This is a genomic window from Streptomyces sp. NPDC012508, assembly GCF_042902595.1.
GTDB lineage: Bacteria > Actinomycetota > Actinomycetes > Streptomycetales > Streptomycetaceae > Streptomyces.
This window is the reverse complement of record NZ_JBIBEO010000010.1, coordinates 275,735-299,096: the sequence shown is the minus strand read 5'-3', so window position 1 is coordinate 299,096 and position 23,362 is coordinate 275,735. Positions and strand designations below refer to the sequence as shown.

Here is a 23,362-nt window from a genome sequence, read left to right as displayed (position 1 = left end):
CCGGGTATGCCTTCACCCTACGATCCCCGGCTACAGCTTCCGGAACAGTCCCTCCTGCACCACCGACACCAGCAGCCTGCCCTCGCGGTCGTAGATACGGCCGCGGGCCAGGCCTCGGCCGCCCGTCGCGATCGGGGACTCCTGGTCGTAGAGGAACCAGTCGTCCGCGCGGAAGGGGCGGTGGAACCACATCGCGTGGTCCAGCGACGCCATGTCGAACCCCCGCGGCCCCCAGAGCGGCTCGACGGGGATGCGGACCGCGTCCAGGAGCGTCATGTCGGAGGCGTACGTCAGCGCGCACGTGTGGACGAGCGGGTCGTCGCCGAGCGGGCCCACCGCGCGCATCCACACCGCGCTGCGCGGGTCCGCGTCCTTGACCTCGTCCTTGGTCCAGCGCAGCCGGTCCACGTAGCGGATGTCGAACGGCTGGCGCCGGGCCATCCGCTCCAGAGCCTCCGGCAGCGTGCCCAGGTGGTCGCGGATCTCGTCCGCGAGCTTCGGCAGGGTCTCCGGGTCCGTCATGTGGCGCGGTGGCAGCTGGTGCTCGAGACCGGCCTCCTCCGGGAGGTGGAAGGAGGCGGTCAGGTTGAAGATCGTCCGGCCCTGCTGGACCGCGGTCACCCGGCGGGTGGTGAAGGAACGCCCGTCCCGCACCCGCTCCACCTGGTAGACGATCGGGACGCCGGGGCGGCCCGGGCGCAGGAAATAGGAGTGCAGCGAGTGCACCGGCCGGTCGCCCTCCGTGGTGCGCCCGGCCGCGACCAGGGCCTGGCCGGCGACCTGCCCGCCGAAGACCCGCTGCAGCGACTCCTGCGGGCTCTGGCCGCGGAAGATGTTGACCTCGATCTGCTCCAGGTCGAGCAGGTCGACGAGGCTCTCGGCGGGGTTGGTCACCGTCTTCTTCTCCTTAGAGCTGTCCCACGGACGTCACACGGACGATCGCCCGGCCCTCCTCGTCGGAGGCCGCGAGATCCACCTCCGCGCTGATGCCCCAGTCATGGTCGCCGTTCGGGTCGGCGAAGGTCTGCCGGACGCGCCACAGGCCGTGCGCCGCATCCTCCTCGATGTTCAGCAGCTTCGGGCCGCGCGCGTCCGGACCCGTGCCGAGGTCGTCGTACTCGTCCCAGTACGCGTCCATCGCCTCGCCCCACGCGTCCGCGTCCCAGCCCGACTCGGCGTCCAGCTCGCCCAGCGCGTCCACGTTGTCCAGGGCCGCCAGCTCCACGCGGCGGAACATCGCGTTGCGGACCAGGACCCGGAAGGCGCGGGCGTTCGACGTGACCGGCTTGACCTGGTCGGCCTTCTCCTGCGCCTGCTCGGCCGTCTCGACCTCCGGGTTCGCCAGCTGCTCCCACTCGTCGAGGAGCGAGGAGTCCACCTGGCGCACCATCTCGCCCAGCCACTCGATCAGGTCCTGGAGGTCCTCGGACTTCAGATCGTCCGGGATCGTGTGGTCCAGCGCCTTGTACGCGCTCGCCAGGTAGCGGAGCACGATGCCCTCGGTCCGCGCCAGCTCGTACCAGGACGTGAACTCCGTGAAGGACAGCGCCCGTTCGTACATGTCGCGGATGACGGACTTCGGCGAGACCGGGTGGTCGCCCACCCACGGGTGGGACTTGCGGTACACGTTGTACGCGTGCCAGAGCAGCTCCTCCAGCGGCTTCGGGTACGAGATCTCCTGAAGCCGTTCCATGCGCTCCTCGTACTCGACGCCGTCCGCCTTCATCCGCCCGACGGCCTCGCCGCGCGCCTTGTTCTGCATGGCGGCCAGGATCTGGCGCGGGTCGTCGAGCGTCGACTCGACGACCGAGACCATGTCCAGGGCGTACGACGGGGATTCCGGGTCGAGCAGGTCGAACGCGGCGAGCGCGAACGTCGACAGCGGCTGGTTCAGCGCGAAGTCCTGCTGGAGGTCGACGGTGAGCCGGATCGTGCGGCCCTCGGCGTCCGGGGTGTCCAGCTGCTCCACCACCCCGCCGTCGAGCAGCGAGCGGTAGATCGCGATGGCCCGGCGGATGTGGCGCAGCTGCGCCTTGCGCGGCTCGTGGTTGTCCTCCAGGAGCTTGCGCATCGCCTCGAAGGCGTTGCCCGGCCGGGCGATCACCGAGAGCAGCATGATGTTGGTGACCTTGAAACGCGAGGTCAGCGGCTCGGGCTCGGCGGCGATCAGCTTCTCGAAGGTGGTGTCGCTCCAGGCGACGAAACCCTCCGGAGCCTTCTTCCGCACCACCTTGCGGCGCTTCTTCGGATCGTCGCCGGCCTTGGCGAGCGCCTTCTCGTTCTCGATGACGTGCTCGGGCGCCTGAGCGACCACGAAACCGGCCGTGTCGAAGCCCGCCCGGCCCGCCCGGCCCGCGATCTGGTGGAACTCGCGCGCCCGGAGCGTGCGCACCCGGTTGCCGTCGTACTTCGTCAGAGCCGTGAACAGCACCGTACGGATGGGCACGTTGACGCCCACGCCGAGCGTGTCCGTCCCGCAGATCACCTTCAGCAGACCGGCCTGCGCCAGCTTCTCCACCAGGCGCCGGTACTTCGGCAGCATGCCGGCGTGGTGCACACCGATGCCGTGGCGCACATAACGCGAGAGGTTCTGGCCGAACTTGGTGGTGAAGCGGAAGTTGCCGATCAGCTCGGCGATCTTGTCCTTCTCCTCCCGCGAGCACATGTTGATGCTCATCAGCGACTGTGCCCGCTCGACGGCCTGCGCCTGGGTGAAGTGGACGATGTAGACGGGAGCCTGCTTGGTCTCCAGGAGCTCGGTCAGCGTGTCCGTGATGGGCGTGAGCCGGTACTCGTAGGAGAGCGGCACCGGCCGGGTCGCGGAGCGGACCACGGAGGTCGGGCGGCCCGTGCGCCGGGTGAGGTCCTTCTCGAACATCGACACGTCGCCGAGCGTCGCCGACATCAGGATGAACTGGGCCTGCGGCAGCTCGAGGAGCGGGATCTGCCAGGCCCAGCCGCGGTCCGGCTCCGCGTAGAAGTGGAACTCGTCCATCACGACCTGGCCGATGTCGGCGTACTTGCCGTCGCGCAGCGCGATCGAGGCCAGCACCTCCGCCGTACAGCAGATGATCGGCGCGTCGGCGTTCACGGACGCGTCGCCGGTCAGCATGCCGACGTTCTCGGTGCCAAAGAGCTTGCACAGGTCGAAGAACTTCTCCGACACCAGCGCCTTGATCGGCGCGGTGTAGAAGGTCACCTGGTCATTGGCCAGCGCCGCGAAATGCGCCCCCGCCGCGACCAGGGACTTTCCCGATCCGGTGGGGGTCGACAAGATCACGTTCGCTCCGGAGACCACCTCGATCAGCGCCTCCTCCTGGGCCGGGTAGAGCGTGATGCCCCGGTCCTCCGCCCATGAGGAGAAAGCCTCGAAGAGGGCGTCGGGGTCGGCGTTCGGCGGCAGCTGATCGATAAGGGTCACGCCCCCATCTTGCCTGGATTCCGTTCGGATGAGGGAACCGGCCACCGGCTCGAAGATCACGGACGATACGCTGTCGCGTCGACCGGCCGTCAACTGAGCGCCGGCACCGGAGGAATGGGGCGGGGACAAGCATGATGGGACCGGCGCACTCGCTGTCCGGAGCGGCGGCCTGGCTGGGCGTCGGGGCGGCGGCGGCCGCCGCGGGCCACCCGATGCCGTGGCCGGTTGTCGTCGTCGGAGCGCTCATCTGCGCGGGCGCGGCGCTCGCCCCTGACCTCGATCACAAGTCCGCGACCATCTCGCGGGCCTTCGGACCGATCTCCAAGGGCCTGTGCGGGATCGTCGACAAGCTCTCGTACGCCGTCTACAAGGCGACCCGCTCCACCGCAGACCCCCGCCGGTCGGGCGGCCACCGCACGCTCACCCACACCTGGCTCTGGGCGGTCCTCATCGGCGCCGGAGCCTCGGCCCTGGCCATCACGGGCGGCCGCTGGGCCGTCCTCGGGATCCTCTTCGTCCACCTCGTGCTCGCGGTGGAAGGCCTGCTGTGGCGGGCGGCCCGGGTGTCGAGCGACGTCCTGGTCTGGCTGCTCGGAGCCACCAGCGCGTGGATCCTCGCGGGCGTCCTGGACCAGCCGGGCAACGGCGCGGACTGGCTCTTCACCGCCCCCGGGCAGGAGTACCTCTGGCTGGGCCTGCCCATCGTCCTGGGCGCCCTGGTGCACGACATCGGCGACGCCCTGACGGTCTCGGGCTGCCCGATCCTGTGGCCGATCCCGGTGGGCCGCAAGCGGTGGTACCCGGTCGGACCGCCGAAGGGGATGCGGTTCCGCGCGGGCAGCTGGGTGGAGCTGAAGGTGCTGATGCCGGCGTTCATGCTGCTCGGCGGCGTGGGCGGCGCCTCGGCGCTGGGGTACCTCTAGCGGGTACGGGGCGGGCCGGCCGGCCCGACGGACGTCGGTCCGGCCGGCCCGCCCACCGGTCAGCCGTGCCATGACCTCCACAGCGCCGCGTACGCGCCGTCCGCGGTCACCAGTTCGTCGTGGCTGCCCAGCTCGCTGATCCGGCCCTCCTCGACCACCGCGATCACGTCCGCGTCGTGCGCGGTGTGCAGCCGGTGGGCGATCGCGACGACCGTGCGGCCGTCCAGGACCCGGGCGAGCGAGCGCTCCAGATGGCGGGCCGCCCGCGGGTCCAGGAGCGACGTCGCCTCGTCCAGGACCAGCGTGTGCGGGTCCGCGAGCACCAGCCGGGCGAGGGCGATCTGCTGGGCCTGGGCCGGGGTGAGCGCGAGCCCGCCCGAGCCGACCTCGGTGTCCAGGCCCTCGTCGAGCCCCCGCGCCCAGCCGTCCGCGTCGACCGCTCCGAGCGCCGCCCACAGCTCGGCGTCCTCCGCGCCCGTCCGCGCGAGCAGCAGGTTGTCCCGGAGCGATCCGACGAACACATGGTGCTCCTGGTTCACCAGAGCCACATGCTCCCGGACGCGCTCCGCGGGCATCTTCGCCAGCTCGGCCGCGCCGAGCGTGACCGTGCCGGTCCGCGGGGCGTAGATCCCCGCGAGCAGCCGGCCGAGCGTGGACTTGCCGGCGCCGGACGGGCCGACGAGGGCGAGCCGGGTGCCCGGGGCGACGTCCATCGACACCCGGTGCAGCACGTCGACGCCCTCGCGGTAGCCGAAGCGCACCTCGTCGGCCCGGACGTCCCGGCCCTCGGGGCGCAGGGCCCCGTCGCCGGCGTCCGGCTCGATGTCCCGGACGCCGACGAGCCGGGCGAGCGACACCTGGGCGACCTGTAGCTCGTCGTACCAGCGCAGGATGATCCCGACCGGCTCGACCAGCATCTGGGCGAGCAGCGCGCCCGTGGTCAGCTCGCCCACGTCGATCCAGCCGCGCAGCACGAACACGCCCCCGAGCATGAGGACTCCGGCCAGCACCAGGGTGTGGGTGAGGTTGATGACCGGGAAGAGGACCGAGCGCAGTCCCAGCGTGTACCGCTCCCAGGCGGTCCACTCCTGAATGCGCCGGTCGGACAGCGCGACCCGGCGGCCACCGAGACGGTGTGCCTCGACGGTGCGGCCCGCGTCGACGGTCTCGGCGAGCGCGGAGGCGACCGCCGCGTAGCCCGCGGCCTCGGAGCGGTACGCCGAGGGGGCCCGCTTGAAGTACCACCGGCAGCCGACGATCAGCAGCGGCGCGGCGATCAGCAGGGAGAGCGCGAGCGGCGGCGCGGTCGCGGCCAGCCCGCCGATCAGCAGTCCGGCCCAGACCACGCCGATGGCGAGCTGCGGGACCGCCTCGCGCATCGCGTTGGCAAGCCGGTCGATGTCCGTGGTGATACGGGACAGCAGGTCGCCGGTCCCGGCCCGCTCAAGGACTCCCGGCGGCAGCCCGACCGCCCGTACGAGGAAGTCCTCGCGCAGGTCGGCCAGCATCTCCTCGCCCAGCATCGCGCCGCGCAGCCGCACCATCCGTACGAACAGGGTCTGGACGACGAGGGCGAGCGCGAACAGGGCGACCGTGCGCCCCAGTTGCAGGTCGCGCGCGCCATCGGAGAGGCGCTCGACGAGCGAGCCGAGCAGGTACGGGCCCACCATCGACGCGGTCACCGCGACCGCGTTGACACCGATGAGCAGCGCGAACGCCCCGCGATGGCGGCGCAGCAGATCCCGTACGTAGGTGCGTACGGTCGCGGCCGTCCCCACGGGCAGGGTCGTCGCCGAGGTCGGGGCCCCAGGGTCGTACGCCGGTGGCGCCAGGCCGATCATGCCGACTCTCCTTCCAGCTCTGCTGCTTCCAGTCCCGCTTCGTCCCGCTCTGCTTGCAAGGTCTGTTCCTCGTCGGTGTCGCGCGTGACGACGGCCCGGTAGCGCGGTTCGGTACGCAGCAGTTCGCGGTGCGTACCGACGGCCACCACCTCGCCGTCGTGGACGAGGGCCACCCGGTCGGCCCGGTCGAGCAGGAGCGGCGAGGAGGCGAGGACGACCGTCGTACGGCCCTCGCGCAGCCCTCGCACCCCCGCGGCGACCCGCGCCTCGGTGTGCGAGTCGACCGCCGAGGTCGGCTCGTCGAGGACCAGCACCTCCGGGTCGGTCACCAGGGAACGGGCCAGGGCCAGGCGCTGGCGCTGGCCGCCGGAGAGCGACCGGCCGCGCTCGGTGATCCGGGTCTTCATCGGGTCGCCCTCGGTGTCGGCGGACGCCTGCGCGAGCGCGTCGAGGACGTCCCCGCACCGGGCCGCCGCGAGGGCCTCCTCCGGCCTGACCGTGCCCGAGGAGGGCACGTCGAGCAGCTCGTGGAGCGTGCCGGAGAGCAGGACCGGGTCCTTGTCCTGGACCAGCACGGCCGTACGGGCCGTGTCCAGGTCCAGCTCGTCGAGCGGCACTCCGCCGAGCAGGACCGAGGTGTGCCCCTCGCCCGCCTCGGTGGGATGCCCCCCGAGCCGGTCGGCGAGCCTGCCGGCCACGTCCGGGTCGCCGCAGACGACCGCCGTGAGGAGGCCGGCGGGGGCGAGGAGCCCGGTGACGGGGTCGTACAGATCGCCCGTCGCCCCGCCGTGCTCGTCCGCCGTCGTGGTGGTGGTCCGGGCCAGCGACAGCACCCGGGCCGCGCGCTTGGCCGACGGCCGGGAGAAGGAGTACGCCATGGCGATCTCCTCCACATGGCGCAGAGGATGCAGCATCAGCGCCACCGCGCTGTAGACGGTGACCAGTTCGCCGACCGCGATCCGCCCGTCGAGCGCGAGCCTCGCTCCGTACGCGAGCACGCCCACGAGGAGCAGACCCGGGAGCAGGACCTGCACGGCCGCGATCAGGGCCCACATCCGGGCGCTGCGGACGGCGGCGTGCCGGACCTCCTGCGAGGCGGCCCGGTAGCGGGAGAGGAACAGCTCCTCGCCGCCGATGCCGCGCAGCACCCGCAGCCCGGCCACGGTGTCCGAGGCCAGCTCGGTGGCCCGGCCCGCCTTCTCCCGCTGGACGTCGGCCCTGCGGGTGGCGCGGGGGAGCAGCGGCAGGACGGCCAGTGCGAGCACCGGCAGGCCCACCGCCACCACCACGCCGAGCGCCGGCTGGTAGACCACCAGCCCCACACAGACCACGACCATCGTCAGCGCGGCCGCGGCGAAGCGGGACAGCGCCTCGACGAACCAGCCGATCTTCTCGACGTCTCCGGTGGAGACGGCCACGACCTCGCCCGCGGCGACCCGCCGGGTCAGGACGGAGCCCAGCTCGGCGGTCTTGCGCGAGAGCAGTTGCTGGACGCGCGCGGCGGCGGTGATCCAGTTGGTGACGGCCGTGCGGTGGAGCATCATGTCGCCGACCGCGATGCCCGCGCCGAGCAGGGCGAGCAGACCGCCCGCGAGCGCGAGCCGCCCGCCGTCACGGTCCACGACCGCCTGGACGGCGAGTCCGACCGCGAGCGACAGACCCGCGATGCTGAGCTGGAGCAGCAGCCCCCACAGGAGGGAGCTGACCTGTCCGCCGAGTTGGTTGCGGCCGAGCCAGAGGAGGAACCGGGTGCCCGAGCGGACATCGGGGACCCCTGGATCGGCATACGGTAGATCGCGAATCTTCATGTCGTCCCAGGGCTTTCCGGTCTCCTCGCCGAGTGGCGCAAACCGTGCAAGGTTCGCGCCGCGGGACGGCCCTCTGCAATCGATTTATTCACGAAGGCGCACAGAACGCGCCAAGGTCGCACACGCCCCCTGGACGCCTCCGACGCCCCGCGCTTCACTCGCGACCCATGAGACATCAGAAGATCATGAGCATGATCGGTGGCCTCGTCCTGGCCGCCGGCACCCTGCTCACGGCGCACCCGGCGGCCGCGATCGCTCCGGCCGACCGGACCCCGGCCGCCACGACCGATCCGCCGCCCGCCGAGTTCGGCAGCGACTGGCACGACCCGCTGACCGCCGACCCGCCGGTGACCAAGCCGCCGACCCGATCCTGCGAGGTCCTGCTCGCGGCGGCCCAGTTCCGCGATTTCACGCCGTACCAAGGGAGTTACGCACCTCCGAAGGAGTGTGGCACCCGCTGGAGCAAGGTCGTCCTCCGCCTCGACGGAGAGGTGAAGGGGCGTCAGTACGACCGCCTCGGCCATGTCTCCGTCGGCGGCGTGGAGATCCTCCGCACCTCCACGCCCCAGCCCTCGCCCGACGGCATCCGCTGGTCGGTGGAGAAGGACGTCACCCGCTACCGCGACACGCTCGCCCGCCCCCAGCCGGTCGAGATGCTCATCGGCAATGTCGTGAACGAGACGTACACCGGCGTCCTCGACGTCCGCGTCACGCTCACCTTCTACGCCGCCCGAGGCGCGGTGAAGCCCGCGGCCGGTACGCCCGACCGGGTGATGCCGCTCGACTCCACGAGCCTGACCACCCCGCGCAACACCGAACGCATCCTCGCCGAGGTGTACGCGACCGGCTCCGGCGGCGGCTGCGAGGAGTACTGGTACCTGACCGTGCCCGACGCGGCCCCGTACTCCTGCAAGGCGACCGACGGGCCGTACCGCGAGGTCCGGATCTCCGTCGACGGACGGACAGCGGGCATCGCCGCCCCCTTCCCGACCGTCTGGACGGGGGGCTGGTCCAACCCCTTCCTCTGGTACGTCACTCCCGGCCCCCGCGCCTTCGACGTCCAGCCGATCGTCTACGACCTGACCCCCTTCGCGGGCCTCCTCAACGACGGCCGCGCCCACCGGGTCGAGGTGTCGGTCGCGGGCCTCCCCGCAGGACGGACCGGCTGGAGCACCCCGACCAACATCCTGCTCTGGCAGGACGAGGACAGCGCCGTGGTCACCGGAGGGCTCGACCGCCACCACGAGACCGCGCCGCGCAACGCCTCCGTGCACACGCCGGGTGCGGAACACCGGGTCGACACCGAAGGCGGGCACGCCCTCACCGTCGCCGGGCATCTGAACACCTCGCACGGCCGCGTCGACACCACCGTCACGCGGACCCTGGCGCACACCTCCGTGCACCGCTGGGCCGAGAGCGAGAACCCCGACGCACTCACCGCACGGTGGACCGACGACGAGACCGTGACCGTCGGACGCACGAGCACCCGCACCCACCGCACGTACACGATGGACGGCGAGACGACCATCGGCGCGGGCGACCGCCTGAGGACCGTGCTGGCACTCGGCGACCGCGCCCGCACCGAGGTCGTACGGGGCGGCAAGCGGCTCTCCTGGTCGCACCTCGACCACAGCTACGCCGGGGACGCCACCTACACCACCGGTGTGCCGCGCGACCAGCGGCACGCGGTCGGGACGACGTCCGACCGCTACCGGCTCCACGGCTCCGACGGCTGCCACGACCGCAGCGTGAGGACGGCGCAGGGGACGGTCACGGAGGACCGGCTGCGCTGCTGAGCCGCAGTGCGGCCGACGACGGGTGGCGGGGCCCGGCCTGTGCTGCCGGGCCCCGCGTGCGTCCGCCGCTATGCCGGTTTGGCCGAGTCCACGCCGGACCGCGACTTCTTCCACTCACCGCGGGTGAAGTCCGGGATCGCCTGGGGCGCGCCCTTCGCCTTGATCGAGGCGTGGCTCAGCGGCACCGGAGCCGTCCACACCGCCGCGTCGTAGACGTCGAAGTCGGGGACCAGTCCGAGCTGCATGGTCTGCATCAGCCGGTAGACCATGATGTAGTCCATTCCCCCGTGCCCGCCGGGCGGATTGGAGTGCTCCTTCCAGAGCCAGTGGTCGAACTCCGTGGCGTACGCACCGAAGTCGCCCCACTGGTGTCCCTTGTGGTCCGGCTCCAGATAGACCCGGGCCGGGTAGTCCTCGAACACACCCCGGGTACCGCCCAGGCTGTTGATCCTGCTGTACGGGTGCGGGGTCGAGACATCGTGCTCCAGCCGGATCACGCGCCCCTTCGCCGTCTGGACCAGACTGATCGTCCGGTCGCTCCCGACGTACGTCTCCTTCCAGCTCGGGTCACCCGGCGGCGTGTTCTCCGCCCGGTACTGGGCGAGGCCCAGCGCCGGTGTCCCGAAGCTGCTGATGCTCACCACGCGGTCGCCCCGGTTGACGTCCATGTAGTTGGCGACAGGACCGAAGCCGTGGTTGGGGTAGAGATCGCCCCGCAGCTTGGTGTGCCAGATCCGGCGCCATGGGCCCTCGTAGTACGTCGGCGAGAACATCAGCTCGCGCAGATCGTGGTTGTACGCCCCCGCCCCGTGCAGCAGATCCCCGAACTTGCCCGCGTGGGCCATCCGCAGGACCCGCATCTCGTTGCGGCCGTAGCAGCAGTTCTCGAGCTGCATGCAGTGGCGGCGGGTCTCCTCGGAGAGGTCGACCAGTTCCCACAGGTCTTCGAGCGTCATCGCGACCGGACACTCCACGCCGACGTGCTTGCCGTTCAGCATCGCCGCCCGCGCCATCGCGAAGTGCGTCTCCCAGGGCGTCGCCACATAGACGAAGTCGAGGTCCGAGCGCTTGCAGAGGTTCTCGTAGTCGTCCTCGCCCTTCGTGTACACGGCGGGGGAGGGCTGTCCGGCGGCGACGACCTTGGCCGCGGCACGCTCCGCCTTGTCCTTGACCGGGTCGCAGATCGCCACCACCCGCACCCAGGGGAGGACGAGGAAGAGGTCGATCATGCTGCCGCCCCGGTTGCCGAGGCCGACGATCCCGACCCGGACCGTGGAGCGCCTCCCGAAGGGGACGCCGGCCATGGTGGCGCCTCTGCGCCGGGGGGCCCGGGCGGCCTCGGGCGAGGCGGCCCCGGGCGAGGCGGCCTCGGGCGAGGCGGCCTCGGCGTTGCCGGCGCCCAGCGCGCCGAGGCCGATGCCCGCTCCCGCGACCCCGGCCGTGGTCCGCAGGACGGAGCGACGGCTCGGTGGCTGCGGTGCGTTGTCGTTCATGGAACCTCCAGTAGCTGTGTGCACGGCTGGCTCATGAATCCCGCAAAGGACCCTGGTCGTTGAGACTGGTGGTGCGCAAGGGGGCGGTTTGGACTCTTCCGACGGGTAGTTGGACTCTTCCATTCCGGGTCGGTCGCCGGACCATGCGGACGACGAGGGTCCCTCACCCACATGGGGTAAGGGACCCTCGTCGTGCCGGACGGGGCGTCAGGGCCCGGTCGGGCAGCCCGTGCCACGGGGGCCGCGTCGGCGACGGCCGTGTCGCGCAGACCACCTCACGCCGGTCGTGTCGCGCGCTCCAGCGCCAGGAGCACCGACTGGTAGCTCCGGCCCGTCGCCCGCTCCATGCCGATCTCGCACATCCGGTTCGCCGACAGATGCAGGTCGAACGGGCGCGCCGTCACTTCGGACGCCTCACGCGCGGTGGCCGATTCCGTCAGCTCCGGATGGAGCATGCCCCGGTCTCCCGCGAAGGCGCAGCAGCCCGCGTCGGCCGGCACGACGACATCCTCGGCACAGGCCCGGGCCAGCTCCGTCAGCTGCTCCTCGTCCCCCAGATGCCGCATGGAACAGGTCGGATGCACCACCGCCGAGCCCACCGTGCGGCGCACGTCGAGCCGGGGCAGCAGCTCGTCCGCCGCCCACACCAGTGAGTCGACGACCGTCAGCTCCGCGTGCAACTCCCGGTTGTCGTCGGTGAGATACGGCACCACCTCGTGGGCGATCCCGAGCGTGCAGGAGGACGCGTCGACCACCAGAGGCAACCGCCCGCCCGCCGTCCAGCCCCAGGCCGCCTCGACGATCCGGTTGGCCATCACCTCGTTGCCGCGCTCGTACCCCTTCGAGTGCCAGATCGTGGCGCAGCACGTACCGGCCACGTCGCCCGGGATCCACACCGGCCTGCCCGCCCTGCCGGAGAGGGCCACCATCGCGTCGGGGAGGGACGGCCCGCGCACGCCCTCCGGCGCGCCGAAGATCCGGTTCACACAGGCCGGGTAGTAGACGGCGACCGCCGCCGGGCGGTGGGTGCGGGGGAGGCGGCGCGGGGCGGCGCCCGGGATCTCCGGCAGCCACTCCGGTACGAGATCGGGCCGCACCGCCCTGCGCGCCGTGCCCGTCACCGCGCCCAGGGCGCGGTCGCCGATCCGGTCGGCCACCGCGACGGCGAGGCGGGCCGAGGCCTCCACGGCACGGAAGTTCCTGGCCGCGAGGGCCGCGATCCGCTCCTCACGCGGCGAGTGCCGCTGATGGCGGAACTCCTTCATCAGCGCCCCGGTGTCGATCCCGACGGGGCAGGCCAGCTTGCACGTGGAGTCACCGGCGCAGGTGTCCACGGCGTCGTAGCCGTACGACTCCAGGAGGCTCGCCTCCACCGCGGAGCCGTCGCTCTGCCGCATCATCTCCCGGCGCAGCACGATGCGCTGGCGCGGAGTGGTCGTCAGATCCTGGCTCGGACAGGTCGGTTCGCAGAAGCCGCACTCGATGCACGGGTCGGCGATCGCCTCCACCTTCGGGATCGTCTTGAGACCACGGAGATGCGCCTGCGGGTCACGGTCGAGGACGATCCGCGGCGCGAGCACACCGTCGGGATCGATGACCTCCTTGGTCCGCCACATCAGTTCCGTCGCCTTCGTACCCCACTCCAGCTCCAGGAAGGGGGCGATGTTGCGGCCGGTGGCGTGCTCGGCCTTGAGCGAGCCGTCGAACCGCTCCACCGTCAGCTTGCAGAACTCGTCCATGAACGCGGCGTAGCGCGCCACGTCCCGGGGGGCGGCGGCGTCGAAGGCCAGCAGGAAGTGCAGGTTGCCGTGGGCGGCATGACCGGCCACGGCCGCGTCGAAACCGTGCCGGGCCTGCAGTTCGAGGAGGTCGGCGCAGGCGTCCGAGAGCCGGTCGGGCGGTACGGCGAAGTCCTCGGTGATCAGTGTCGTACCGGACGGGCGCGAGCCGCCCACCGCGGTCACGAACGCCTTGCGGGCCTTCCAGTACCCGGCGATCGTGCCCGGGTCGCGGGTGAACGCGTTGTCCACCGAGGCGACCGGCGCCACGAGCTCGATCCCTTCGAGGACCGTCGCGGCGGCCCGCTCGTACACCTCCTGCGAGGCGCTGTCCGCGGCGCGGAACTCCACGAGCAGCGCCGCCGTCTCCTTGGGGAGCTCCGCCCAGTCGGCCGGGACCCCGGAGACGCTGACCGAGGCGCGCAGGGTGTTGCCGTCCATCAGCTCGACCGCGATCGCCCCCGCCTCGTTGAAACGAGGCACGGCGGCGGCCGCCGCCGGCAGCGACGGGAAGAACAGCAGCGCGGTGGAGACCTGCCGCTCCAGCGGCAGCGTGTCGAAGACGACCTCCGAGATGAAGCCGAACGTCCCCTCCGAGCCGACCATCAGGCCGCGCAGGATCCGCACCGGCGTGTCGCCGTCCAGGAAGGCGTCCAGGCGGTAGCCGTTGGTGTTCTTGATGGCGTACTTGGCACGGATCCGGGCGACCAGCTCCGGATCGGCCTCGATCTCGGCCTTGAGCTCCATCAGACCGGCGCACAACCGGGGCTCGGCGCGCGCGAGCTCCTCGTCGGCGGCCGGGTGGCCGGTGTCGACCACGGTGCCGCTCGGCAGCACGAACGTGAGCGAGGCGACCGTACGGTACGAGTTCCTGGTCGTCCCGGCCGTCATGCCCGAGGCGTTGTTGGCGACCACTCCGCCGATCGTGCAGGCGACGGCGCTCGCGGGGTCGGGCCCGAGGATCCGGCCGTGGCGGGCGAGGGCGGCGTTGGCCCGGGCGACCGTGGTGCCGGGGCGGATCCGGGCGCGGGCGCCGCCGTCGAGGACCTCGACCCCCGCCCAGTGACGGCGCACGTCGACGAGGATGTCCTCCCCCTGCGCCTGTCCGTTCAGACTCGTCCCGGCCGCCCGGAAGACGACCTCGCGGCCCTTGCCGTGGGCGTAGGAGAGGAGGGCGGAGATGTCGTCGATGTCCTCGGCGACCACCACGACCTGCGGTACGAAGCGGTAGGGGCTGGCGTCGGAGGCGTACCGCACCAGGTCGGAGATCTTCGAGAGCACCTTCTCGCGGCCGAGGAGTGCGACCAGCTCCTCCCGCATCAGGCGCGGAGTCCCCCCGGACTGCAGATCGGGGACCCGGTCGGGGGCCGGAGTCCGCTTCGTACCGGTGCGCAGGGCCCGCGGGTTCGGCTCCAGCAGTGGCATGTCACGGCTCCCCTCGGCGCCCCGGTACCCGCGCGGTCAGCAGCGGCGCTCCGGCACGTGGTCGACCAGAGCGGACAGCAGACCTCCGAGCACCTCACGCTGATCGACGGTCAATGGAGCAAGGATGTCCTCTGCGGCCGCCCTGCGCGCGCTCCGCAACGCGCGGAGCGTCCCGCGTCCGTCGTCGGTGAGCTCGATCCTGACCACCCGTCTGTTGGTCGGATCGGGGACGCGGCGCACCCGGCCGGCGGCTTCCAGACCGTCCACGAGGCTCGTGACGGCCCGGGGGACGACCTCGAGGCGCTCGGCGAGATCGGCCATCCGGGGCGGGTGCTCGTAGTGCGCGACCGTGCGCAGCAGCCGGGACTGGGCGGGGGTGATGCCGACCGGCTCGAGCAGCCGCTTCTGGCTGCGCTGCAGCCGTCGGGTGAGGCGCAGCAGCTGCTCGGCGAGAAGGCCGTCCGCGTCGGGGGTGTTCATGGGGGAACATTATCAGGACCTGGTTCATTGTGAGTATAGGTAACAATGAGCTATGCTCTGATCGACTTGACCACTCTCACCTCTCGTAGGAGCCCATGCGTCACCACGAAGAGTCCGAATGGACACCTCCACCGCGCGATCCCGCGCAGCCGAAGGAGCCCGCGCAGACGCGGCGCATCCTGCGGCTCTTCCGTCCCTACCGCGGCCGGCTCGCCGTCGTCGGCCTGCTCGTCGGCGCCTCGTCCCTGGTGACGGTGGCGTCGCCGTTCCTCCTCAAGGAGATCCTCGACACCGCGATCCCGCAGGGCCGCACCGGGCTGCTGAGCCTGCTCGCCCTCGGCATGATCGTCACCGCCGTGATGACGAGCGTCTTCGGCGTGCTCCAGACCCTCATCTCCACCACGGTCGGCCAGCGCGTGATGCACGACCTGCGCACCGCGGTCTACGCACAGCTGCAGCGCATGCCGCTGGCCTTCTTCACCCGGACGCGGACCGGCGAGGTCCAGTCCCGGATCGCCAACGACATCGGCGGCATGCAGGCGACGGTCACGTCGACCGCCACCTCCCTCGTCTCGAACCTGACCGCCGTCGTCGCCACCGTCGTCGCCATGCTCGCGCTCGACTGGCGGCTCACCGTCGTCTCGCTGCTCCTGCTGCCGGTCTTCGTCTGGATCAGCCGCCGGGTCGGCCGCGAGCGTAAGAAGATCACCACCCAGCGGCAGAAGCAGATGGCCGCCATGGCCGCCACCGTCACCGAGTCGCTCTCCGTGAGCGGCATCCTGCTCGGCCGCACCATGGGCCGTTCCGACTCGCTGACGAAGTCCTTCGCCGAGGAGTCCGAGCGCCTCGTCGACCTCGAAGTGCGCTCCTCCATGGCCGGACGCTGGCGGATGTCGACGATAGGCATCGTCATGGCCGCCATGCCCGCGCTGATCTACTGGGCCGCGGGCTTCGCCCTCCAGGCCGGAGGCCCGGCCATCTCGCTGGGCACGCTCGTCGCCTTCGTCTCGCTCCAGCAGGGCCTCTTCCGGCCCGCGGTGAGCCTGCTGTCCACCGGCGTCCAGATGCAGACCTCCCTCGCCCTCTTCCAGCGGATCTTCGAGTACCTCGACCTCCCCGTCGACATCACCGAGCCCGAGAACCCGGTCCGGCTGGAGAAGATCAGCGGCGAGGTGACGTTCGAGAACGTCGACTTCCGTTACGACCCCGAGGGTGCCGGCCGTCCGACGCTCGACTCCATCGACCTGGCCGTCCCGGCCGGCGGCAGCCTCGCCGTCGTCGGACCGACCGGATCGGGCAAGTCCACCCTCAGCTATCTCGTGCCCCGGCTCTACGACGTGACCGGCGGCCGGGTCCTGATCGACGGCGTCGACGTCCGCGACCTCGACTTCGACACCCTCGCCCGCGCGGTCGGCGTGGTCTCCCAGGAGACGTACCTCTTCCACGCGTCCGTCGCGGACAACCTGCGCTTCGCCAAGCCCGACGCCACGGACGAGGAGATCCGCGCCGCCGCCCGCGCCGCGCAGATCCACGACCACATCGCCGGCCTGCCCGAGGGGTACGACACCCTCGTGGGCGAGCGCGGCTACCGCTTCTCGGGCGGCGAGAAGCAGCGCCTCGCGATCGCCCGCACCATCCTGCGCGACCCGCCCGTGCTCATCCTCGACGAGGCGACCAGCGCGCTGGACACCCGCACCGAACACGCGGTGCAGCAGGCGATCGACGCCCTCTCCGCCGGACGGACCACCATCACCATCGCCCACCGGCTCTCCACCGTCCGGGACGCGGACCAGATCATGGTCCTCGAAGCCGGCCGGATCGCCGAGCGCGGCACCCACGACGAACTTCTCGCCCGCGACGGCCGGTACGCGGCCCTGGTGCGCCGTGACGAACACACGAACGCGGGAGCGGTTGTTCCCCAGAACGTGTGATCGTTCCCGATTCCGTTGCTCAACTTCCTTGTGACGACTGATGATTACGGTGCGCAAGCGACGGGCTGCAGACCGCGACCGCGCACTGTCCCACGGATGTCGCACAGGCGTCCCACAGATGCACCTGCACAAGGAGAACGCACCACCATGAACGTCATCACCAACCTGCTCGCCGGCGTCTTCCACTTCCTGGGCTGGCTCGTCTGACCCTCACGCCCGGCAGGAAAGCGGCGCCGTCGGTCCCCCGTCCCAGGGGGTCGGCGGCGCCGCCGCGTGCGGGGCTCCCCGGTTTCGCGGGCGGCCCGGGTTAGCGTGCGCTCATGACGTACCGGTCCTGGCAGCCCGAACACCGTCGCCGCCGTCCCCGGCTCACCCGGCTCGGCCGGTTCGCCGTGCTCCTGGGGGCGGGCATCGCCGCGGCCGCGGCCATCACCATCCCCTTGATCCTGCTCTTCGGCGAGGACGAGCGTGCCCCCGTCCCCGTTCCCGAGAAGAAGCGCACCCTGCTCGTCCCGGAGGGCTGGCGGGCCGGCCAGGTCTATGCCGCCGTCGACCGCTCCCTCGGTCTCGCCGAGGGCACCACCCGCAGCGTCGCGGACGCCCCGGCCACCGCTCTCGGTCTGCCGGTCGCCGCCCAGGGGAACCCCGAGGGGTACCTCTTCCCGGCGACGTACCCGGTGGCTGCCGCGACGACCCCGGAGAGCCTGCTGTCCTACATGGTCCGGACGGCGGGGAAACGCTTCGGCGCCGACCACATCACCGCGGGCGCCCAGCGCAACGGGGTGAGCGTGCACCAGACGGTGATCATCGCCAGCATCGTGCAGGCGGAGGCCGACACCGACGAGGACATGGGCAAGGTCGCCCGCGTCGTCTACAACCGGCTCGCCAAGGGCATGGCACTCCAGATGGACTCCACGCTGAACTACGCCATGGGGCGCTCCACCGTCGACACCACCCACGCCGACACCAAGATCGACAGCCCGTACAACACCTACGAGCGTCCCGGCCTGCCGCCCACCCCGATCGGGAACCCGGGGGAGCAGGCGATGTCCGCGTCGATCGAACCCGCCGAAGGCGACTGGCTGTACTTCGTGACCGTGAAGCCGGGTGACACCCGCTTCACCGCCGACTACGCCGAACACCAGGCGAACGTCGAGGAGTTCAACGCGCTTCGCCGCGCGGCGAAGCAGGGCTGACCTACGCGGTCGCCACGGGCGCCCGCTCCAGCAGGCGGCGGATCTCGGCGACGGCCGCGCGGCCGGCCCGGTTGGCGCCGATCGTCGAGGCCGAAGGCCCGTAGCCGACGAGATGGACGCGCTCGTCCCGTACCGCCCGGGTGCCCTCCACCCGGATGCCGCCGCCCGGCTCGCGGAGCCTGAGCGGGGCGAGGTGGTCGATGGCGGCCCGGAAGCCGGTCGCCCAGAGGATCACATCGGCGTCCACGGTCCGGCCGTCGGTCCAGGCCACGCCGGTCGGCGTGATCCGGTCGAACATCGGGTTGCGGTCCAGGACGCCGCGCTCCCGTGCGCTGCGGATCGCGTCGGTGAGCGGCAGCCCGGTGACGGAGACGACGCTCTGCGGCGGCAGACCGCGCCGTACCCGCTCCTCGACCATCGCGACCGCCGCCCGGCCCTGCATCTCGCCGAAGGGCCCCTCGCGGTAGACGGGCTCTCGCCGGGTCACCCACGTCGTCCCCGCCGCGACCTCGGCGATCTCCATCAGGTGCTGCGTGCCCGACGCACCGCCGCCGACCACGATCACCCGCTGACCCGCGAACTCCTCGGGACCGGGGTAGTTCGCGGTGTGCAGCTGGCGGCCCCGGAAGGTCTCCTGGCCCTGGTAGCGGGGCCAGAAGGGCCGGTCCCAGGTACCGGTCGCGTTGATCAGGGCGCGGGTGGCGTACGTCCCCTCCGAGGTCTCCACGAGCAGCCGTCCGCGCTCGCCCTCCCGTACGGCGCTCACCTCCACGGGCCGGTGGACGCGCAGATCGAAGCGCTCCTCGTACGCCGTGAAGTACGCGGCGATCACCTCGGACGAAGGCCGGCTGTCGTCGGCGCCGGTCAGCTCCATCCCCGGCAGCGCGTGCATCCCGTGGACCTTGCCGTACGTGAGCGAGGGCCAGCGGAACTGCCACGCCCCGCCGGGGCGCGGGGCGTGGTCGAGGACGACGAAGTCGCGATCGGGCGCGAGGCCCGTGCGGCGCAGATGGTAGGCGGCGGAGAGCCCCGCCTGCCCGGCACCGATCACGACCACGTCGACGTCTCGTACGTCCTGCCCGCTCTCAACCCCGAAATCGTTCACGATTCCACCAACCGAGGAGCGGGCCGGGATCTTCCCGACACGACCGAAGGCCCTCCGTCACCGCCCTCCGGCCACGAGGAGCGGAGCGCCACCGGGTGCCGAGGCCGGACGGCCGTTGGCCGCCGGGACTCCGAGCAGCGGCGATGCCGGGATCCGCGGCAGCAGGCCGCGCGCCGCCAGCTCCGGGGTGACGCCCTCCCCGAACCAGTACGCCTCCTCCAGATGCGGGTACCCGGAGAGCACGAAGTGCTCCACACCCAGGTCGTGGTACTCCTCGATCCGGTCGGCGACATCGGCGTGGCTGCCCACCAGCGCGGTGCCGGCCCCTCCCCGTACGAGACCCACTCCGGCCCACAGGTTCGGCGCGATCTCCAGCTTGTCGCGCTCCAGCGAGCCGCCGCCGTGCAGCGCCACCATCCGCTGCTGGCCGACGGACTCGCTCCGGCCGAGCGTCTGCTGTGCCGCCGCGATCGTCTCGGCGTCGAGGTCCGAGAGCAGCCGGTCCGCGACCGCCCATGCCTCGCGCGCGGAGTCCCGCGAGATCGTGTGCAGCCGGACGCCGAACCGCACCTCACGCCCGCGCTCCTCCGCGAGCCGCCGGATCCAGTCGATCTTCTCCTTGACCTGCCACGGCGGCTCGCCCCAGGTCAGATACACATCCGCGTGCGCGGCGGCGACCGGCCCGGCCGCCGCCGACGAGCCGCCGAAGAAGATCTCCGGCAGCGGGTCCGGCGGCAGCGCGGTGAGCGCCCCCTCCACCTGGTAGTGCTCGCCCTCGAAGTCGTACGGCTGCCCGGTCCACGCGCCGCGGACCACCGAGAGGAACTCGGCCGTACGGGCATAGCGCCGGTCGTGGTCCAGATGGTCGCCGAAACGGCGCTGCTCCACCGAGTCGCCGCCGGTCACGACGTTGAGCAGCAGCCGTCCCCGGGTGATCCGCTGGTACGTGGCGGCCATCTGCGCCGCGAGTACGGGCGAGATCACCCCCGGCCGGAACGCCACGAGGAACTTGAGCCGCTCCGTGTGCTGGGCGAGCGCCGCCGTCGTCAGCCAGGCGTCCTCGCACCACGTCCCGGTCGGCGTCAGCACGGCCTCGAAGCCCAACTGCTCGGCGGCCTTGGCGATCTGCGCCAGATAGTCGATGTCGGGGGCGCGCACGCCGGTCACGGCCCGGGACCGGGTGATACCGCCGTCGGTGTAGGCGTGCCGGTCGACGAGGGTACGGCCGTCGCCTCCGGTCGGCAGGAACCAGTGCAGATGGACGGTCATCAGGAGGAGCCCTTTCCGTAGCTGCGCGCCGGGGTGGTGGACGGCGGCAGGTTCTTGTTGAAGCGGGTGTCGACGTAGTCGGCGAAGCGGAACGTCCTCGGAATCAGCTTCAGTTCGGCGAAGGTGTCGGCGATCTCCTGCTCGGAGGCGATGGCCTCCTTGTCGAGGGCGACCGCGATCCGGGTGCCGTTGCTGCGCTTCACCGCGGCGAGCGCGACGTCGTAGGGCAGCCCGGTCTCCTTCGCCCAGACCTTCGCCCACGCCTCGGGGTGGTCGTAGACCCAGTCCTGGGCGCGGCGCAGCCGCTCGATGTAGTCGCCGATCGCCGCGGCCTTCTCCTTGTCGGCGAGCGCGGCGGGCGCGGCGACCTGGAAGCCGAGCCCGTTGACGACGCCCCGGCCGTCGGTGAGCACGCGGGCCTTGCCGCTCGTGAGCACCTGCGAGGTGTACGGGTCCCAGACCGCCCAGGCGTCGACCTTGCCGCTGGTGAATGCGGCGAGCGCGTCGGCGGGCTGGAGCAGGCTCACCTTGACGTCGTCGAGGGAGAGCCCTGCCTTCTTCAGTGAGGCGATCAGCTGGAAGTGGGCGGAGCTGCCTTGGGCCACGGCGACCGTCCGGCCCTTGAGGTCCCGGGGTGTGCGCAGCGGGGAGTCCTCGGCGACCAGGATCGCCTCGCCGGCGGAGTCACCATGGGTGGCCGCGACCACGGTGATCTTCGAGTCGGCTCCGGCGGCGAAGACGGGCGGGGTGTTGCCGACGGCCCCGATGTCGACGGCCTTGGCGTTGACGGCCTCCAGGAGCGGCGGGCCGGAGGTGAAGGTCGACCAGGTGACGCGGTAGGGCAGATCGTCGAGTTCGCCGGCGGCGCGGAGAACTGCTTCCGCACCGCCCTTCTGGTCGCCGACCCGGAGGACGACGGAGCCCTTGCCGTCGGAGCCCGAGCCGGATCCGGAGTCGGCGGAGGAGGGGGAGGAGCAGGCGGAGGCGAGCAGGGCGAGAGGGAGGAGAAGGGCGGCGGGCAGGAGGGAACGCTTCATGGGCGTGGGTCTTCCGATTCGGGTGGCGTGGGCGGGGGGCTTGGACGGTCGAGGGGGCGGGGCCTGGGACCTGGCTGCGGAGGCGTGCCTACCTGGCGATCCGCCGGACCTGGCGGCCCTGGCTGCCGCGGAGGCCGACGGACGGTGGGGGGCCTTGCCGCCGCGGAAGCCGACGGACCAGGGGGCCCGGCGGCTTGGCGACCGGGGCGCCTGGTGGCGGCGCGGTCAGGCGGCCTGCGCGGCGGGGAGTTCCGCCTCGACGCCGAGTTCGGCGAGGAGACGGGAGCGCAGGGCGGCGAAGGCGGGGTCCCCGGCCCGGCGGGGACGATCGAGGCCGACGGGAGAGTCGTACGCGATGACACCGTCCCGCATCACGAGGACCCGGTCGGCGAGGAGCAGCGCCTCCTCGACATCGTGCGTCACGAGCAGCACCGCGCAGCCGCGCCGCTGCCACAACTCGGCGACCAGCCGCTGCGCCTTGATCCGGGTGAGCGCGTCGAGGGCTCCGAACGGCTCGTCGAGCAGCAGCAGATCAGGCTCCCGCACGAGAGCGCGGGCGAGCGACGCGCGCTGCGCCTCGCCGCCGGACAGGGTCTTGGGCCACGCGCCCGAGCGGTGACCGAGCCCGACCTCCTCCAACGCCCGCTCCGCGACGGCCCGTTCGGGCCTGCCGGGCAGGCCCAGGAGTACGTTGCGCCACACGCGCTTCCACGGCATGAGGCGCGGGGCCTGGAAGGCGACGGCGCGGCGCTTGGGGACGAGGACGGTACCGGAGATGTCCCGGTCGAGCCCAGCGAGAACCCTCAGCAGAGTGGACTTGCCGCAGCCGCTGTGCCCGAGGAGCACGGTGAACTCGCCGGCGCGCAGGGTCAGATCGAGGTGGTCGATGACAGGACGGCCGTCGAAGGAGCGGGTCAGCCCCTCGATGGTCACTGCCCGGTGAAGGTCGGTCGCCATTGCAGCAGCAGCCTTTCGAGAGTACGGACGACGGCGTCGGCCAGCAGGCCGAGGAAGGCGTAGACGACGAGGCAGACGACGATGACGTCGGTACGGAAGAACTCGCGCGCCTGGTTCATGAGGAAGCCGATGCCGGCGTCGGCGTTGATCGACTCGCCGAAGACGAGCGCGAGCCAGGCGGTCGCCAGCGAGTACCGCAGTCCGGTCATCGCTCCCGGCAGGGCGCCTGGCAGCACCACATGGCGGATCAGCCCCCAGCGCCCGAGCCCCAACGATTCGCCCGCCTCGACCAGTTGGGCATCGACACCACGGATTCCGGCGTACACGTTGAGGTACAGGTGGAAGGCGACGCCGAGCGCGATGAGCGCCACCTTGGGCGCCTCGCCGATGCCCAGCCAGATGATGAACAGCGGGATGAGGCCGACCCAGGGGACGGTCCGCAGCATCTGCACGGTCGCGTCGACGAGGTCCTCGCCGAGCCGCGAGAGTCCGGAGACGAGGGCGAGCGAGACGCCGACGGTACCGCCCAACAGCAGGCCGACGGCGACGCGTTGGAGCGACACGCCCATGGCGTACGGCAGGGTGCCGTCCACGACCAGTTCGCCGCCGGCCCGGGCGATGGTGCCCGGGGAGGCGAGAACGTCGGGCGGCAGGACTCCGGTGGAGCTGAGCACCTGCCAGGAGACGAGCAGGAGGAGGGGGCCGACGGTGCGGCGCAGCCAGCGCGGCACGGCGAGCCGGCGTCGGGCACCCTTCCGGGCTGCCGAGACAATCTCCTCGACTTCTGAAATAGGCGAAATATCGCTCAAGGTTTTGGGTGGGGCATGACCGACCGTCATGAAGGAGGCTCCGGAGGAGGGGAGTGGGTACGCCTCAGCGACCGTGAGCGCGCCGAGGGCGCG

16 protein-coding genes are annotated in these 23,362 nt (G+C 71.8%); 4 read left to right on the top strand and 12 right to left on the bottom strand.

The window, feature by feature from the left end; genetic code table 11:
* Positions 1-30: 30 nt before the first annotated feature.
* Together ACFY8U_RS31395 and ACFY8U_RS31390 are read right to left on the bottom strand one after the other, a co-directional pair.
* On the bottom strand, positions 31-894 hold the full coding sequence (locus ACFY8U_RS31395) for an acyl-CoA thioesterase (protein WP_389575616.1): 864 nt from the start codon (positions 892-894) through the stop codon (positions 31-33).
* Between the two features lie 13 nt (positions 895-907).
* Positions 908-3,481: a DEAD/DEAH box helicase gene (locus tag ACFY8U_RS31390; protein WP_389575615.1), complete on the bottom strand. Its 2,574-nt coding sequence runs from the start codon at positions 3,479-3,481 to the stop codon at positions 908-910.
* Positions 3,482-3,552: 71 nt separating this feature from the next.
* On the opposite strand from ACFY8U_RS31390, the gene ACFY8U_RS31385 reads away from it, so the two are divergent.
* A complete protein-coding gene (locus tag ACFY8U_RS31385) occupies positions 3,553-4,344 on the top strand; it encodes a metal-dependent hydrolase (protein WP_361437741.1) in 792 nt (263 codons plus the stop codon).
* Between the two features lie 59 nt (positions 4,345-4,403).
* Here the strand turns inward: ACFY8U_RS31385 and ACFY8U_RS31380 are convergent, their stop codons facing one another.
* Together ACFY8U_RS31380 and ACFY8U_RS31375 are read right to left on the bottom strand one after the other, a co-directional pair.
* The gene (locus ACFY8U_RS31380) at positions 4,404-6,185 is read right to left on the bottom strand and encodes an ABC transporter ATP-binding protein (protein WP_389575614.1); all 1,782 of its coding nucleotides are present in this window, start codon (positions 6,183-6,185) and stop codon (positions 4,404-4,406) included.
* Positions 6,182-7,993 carry an ABC transporter transmembrane domain-containing protein gene (locus ACFY8U_RS31375; RefSeq protein WP_389575613.1) on the bottom strand — a complete coding sequence of 604 codons (1,812 nt, stop codon included), beginning with the start codon at positions 7,991-7,993 and terminating at the stop codon, positions 6,182-6,184. The genes ACFY8U_RS31380 and ACFY8U_RS31375 overlap by 4 nt, the downstream gene beginning before the upstream one ends.
* 167 nt (positions 7,994-8,160) lie before the next feature.
* Here ACFY8U_RS31375 and ACFY8U_RS31370 point away from each other — a divergent pair, with 167 nt between their 5' ends.
* Positions 8,161-9,789, top strand: coding sequence for a peptide-N4-asparagine amidase (locus tag ACFY8U_RS31370; protein ID WP_389575612.1), 1,629 nt, complete (start codon positions 8,161-8,163; stop codon positions 9,787-9,789).
* 68 nt (positions 9,790-9,857) lie between these two features.
* On the opposite strand, the gene ACFY8U_RS31365 is transcribed toward ACFY8U_RS31370, so the two are convergent.
* The 3 genes from ACFY8U_RS31365 to ACFY8U_RS31355 form a co-directional block, all read right to left on the bottom strand.
* Positions 9,858-11,282: a Gfo/Idh/MocA family protein gene (locus tag ACFY8U_RS31365; RefSeq protein ID WP_389575611.1), complete on the bottom strand. Its 1,425-nt coding sequence runs from the start codon at positions 11,280-11,282 to the stop codon at positions 9,858-9,860.
* A gap of 275 nt (positions 11,283-11,557) precedes the next feature.
* Positions 11,558-14,485, bottom strand: coding sequence for an FAD-binding and (Fe-S)-binding domain-containing protein (locus ACFY8U_RS31360; RefSeq protein WP_389575610.1), 2,928 nt, complete (start codon positions 14,483-14,485; stop codon positions 11,558-11,560).
* 36 nt (positions 14,486-14,521) lie between these two features.
* A complete protein-coding gene (locus ACFY8U_RS31355; protein ID WP_361437753.1) occupies positions 14,522-14,965 on the bottom strand; it encodes a MarR family transcriptional regulator in 444 nt (147 codons plus the stop codon).
* A gap of 95 nt (positions 14,966-15,060) precedes the next feature.
* On the opposite strand from ACFY8U_RS31355, the gene ACFY8U_RS31350 reads away from it, so the two are divergent.
* Both ACFY8U_RS31350 and mltG read left to right on the top strand, forming a co-directional pair.
* Complete coding sequence (locus ACFY8U_RS31350) at positions 15,061-16,896, top strand: ABC transporter ATP-binding protein (RefSeq protein WP_389575609.1); 1,836 nt, start codon at positions 15,061-15,063, stop codon at positions 16,894-16,896.
* Between the two features lie 320 nt (positions 16,897-17,216).
* Entirely contained in the window at positions 17,217-18,092 is an 876-nt protein-coding gene (gene mltG / locus ACFY8U_RS31345; protein ID WP_389575608.1) for an endolytic transglycosylase MltG, read from the top strand.
* A 1-nt stretch (position 18,093) separates the two neighbouring features.
* Here the strand turns inward: mltG and ACFY8U_RS31340 are convergent, their stop codons facing one another.
* The 5 genes from ACFY8U_RS31340 to ACFY8U_RS31320 all read right to left on the bottom strand — a co-directional run bounded on the left by ACFY8U_RS31340 (position 18,094) and on the right by ACFY8U_RS31320 (position 23,299).
* Entirely contained in the window at positions 18,094-19,197 is a 1,104-nt protein-coding gene (locus ACFY8U_RS31340) for an NAD(P)-binding domain-containing protein (RefSeq protein ID WP_389575607.1), read from the bottom strand.
* 57 nt (positions 19,198-19,254) lie between these two features.
* A complete protein-coding gene (locus tag ACFY8U_RS31335; RefSeq protein WP_389575606.1) occupies positions 19,255-20,466 on the bottom strand; it encodes an LLM class flavin-dependent oxidoreductase in 1,212 nt (403 codons plus the stop codon).
* Complete coding sequence (locus tag ACFY8U_RS31330) at positions 20,466-21,503, bottom strand: ABC transporter substrate-binding protein (RefSeq protein WP_389575605.1); 1,038 nt, start codon at positions 21,501-21,503, stop codon at positions 20,466-20,468. The genes ACFY8U_RS31335 and ACFY8U_RS31330 overlap by 1 nt, the downstream gene beginning before the upstream one ends.
* 225 nt (positions 21,504-21,728) lie before the next feature.
* Positions 21,729-22,460: an ABC transporter ATP-binding protein gene (locus tag ACFY8U_RS31325; protein ID WP_361597697.1), complete on the bottom strand. Its 732-nt coding sequence runs from the start codon at positions 22,458-22,460 to the stop codon at positions 21,729-21,731.
* Complete coding sequence (locus tag ACFY8U_RS31320; RefSeq protein ID WP_389575604.1) at positions 22,433-23,299, bottom strand: ABC transporter permease; 867 nt, start codon at positions 23,297-23,299, stop codon at positions 22,433-22,435. Before ACFY8U_RS31320 ends, ACFY8U_RS31325 begins: the two co-directional genes overlap by 28 nt.
* Between the last annotated feature and the right edge of the window lie 63 nt (positions 23,300-23,362).

What these genes read in the sequence shown, in the direction of transcription:
- ACFY8U_RS31365 (WP_389575611.1), bottom strand. Translation starts at nt 11,282, where the DNA reads ATGAACGACAACGCACCGCAGCCACCGAGCCGTCGCTCCGTCCTGCGG.
- ACFY8U_RS31380 (WP_389575614.1), bottom strand. Translation starts at nt 6,185, where the DNA reads ATGATCGGCCTGGCGCCACCGGCGTACGACCCTGGGGCCCCGACCTCG.
- mltG (WP_389575608.1), top strand. Translation starts at nt 17,217, where the DNA reads ATGACGTACCGGTCCTGGCAGCCCGAACACCGTCGCCGCCGTCCCCGG.
- ACFY8U_RS31330 (WP_389575605.1), bottom strand. Translation starts at nt 21,503, where the DNA reads ATGAAGCGTTCCCTCCTGCCCGCCGCCCTTCTCCTCCCTCTCGCCCTG.
- ACFY8U_RS31355 (WP_361437753.1), bottom strand. Translation starts at nt 14,965, where the DNA reads ATGAACACCCCCGACGCGGACGGCCTTCTCGCCGAGCAGCTGCTGCGC.
- ACFY8U_RS31350 (WP_389575609.1), top strand. Translation starts at nt 15,061, where the DNA reads ATGCGTCACCACGAAGAGTCCGAATGGACACCTCCACCGCGCGATCCC.
- ACFY8U_RS31385 (WP_361437741.1), top strand. Translation starts at nt 3,553, where the DNA reads ATGATGGGACCGGCGCACTCGCTGTCCGGAGCGGCGGCCTGGCTGGGC.
- ACFY8U_RS31375 (WP_389575613.1), bottom strand. Translation starts at nt 7,993, where the DNA reads ATGAAGATTCGCGATCTACCGTATGCCGATCCAGGGGTCCCCGATGTC.
- ACFY8U_RS31320 (WP_389575604.1), bottom strand. Translation starts at nt 23,299, where the DNA reads ATGACGGTCGGTCATGCCCCACCCAAAACCTTGAGCGATATTTCGCCT.
- ACFY8U_RS31325 (WP_361597697.1), bottom strand. Translation starts at nt 22,460, where the DNA reads ATGGCGACCGACCTTCACCGGGCAGTGACCATCGAGGGGCTGACCCGC.
- ACFY8U_RS31370 (WP_389575612.1), top strand. Translation starts at nt 8,161, where the DNA reads ATGAGACATCAGAAGATCATGAGCATGATCGGTGGCCTCGTCCTGGCC.
- ACFY8U_RS31335 (WP_389575606.1), bottom strand. Translation starts at nt 20,466, where the DNA reads ATGACCGTCCATCTGCACTGGTTCCTGCCGACCGGAGGCGACGGCCGT.
- ACFY8U_RS31360 (WP_389575610.1), bottom strand. Translation starts at nt 14,485, where the DNA reads ATGCCACTGCTGGAGCCGAACCCGCGGGCCCTGCGCACCGGTACGAAG.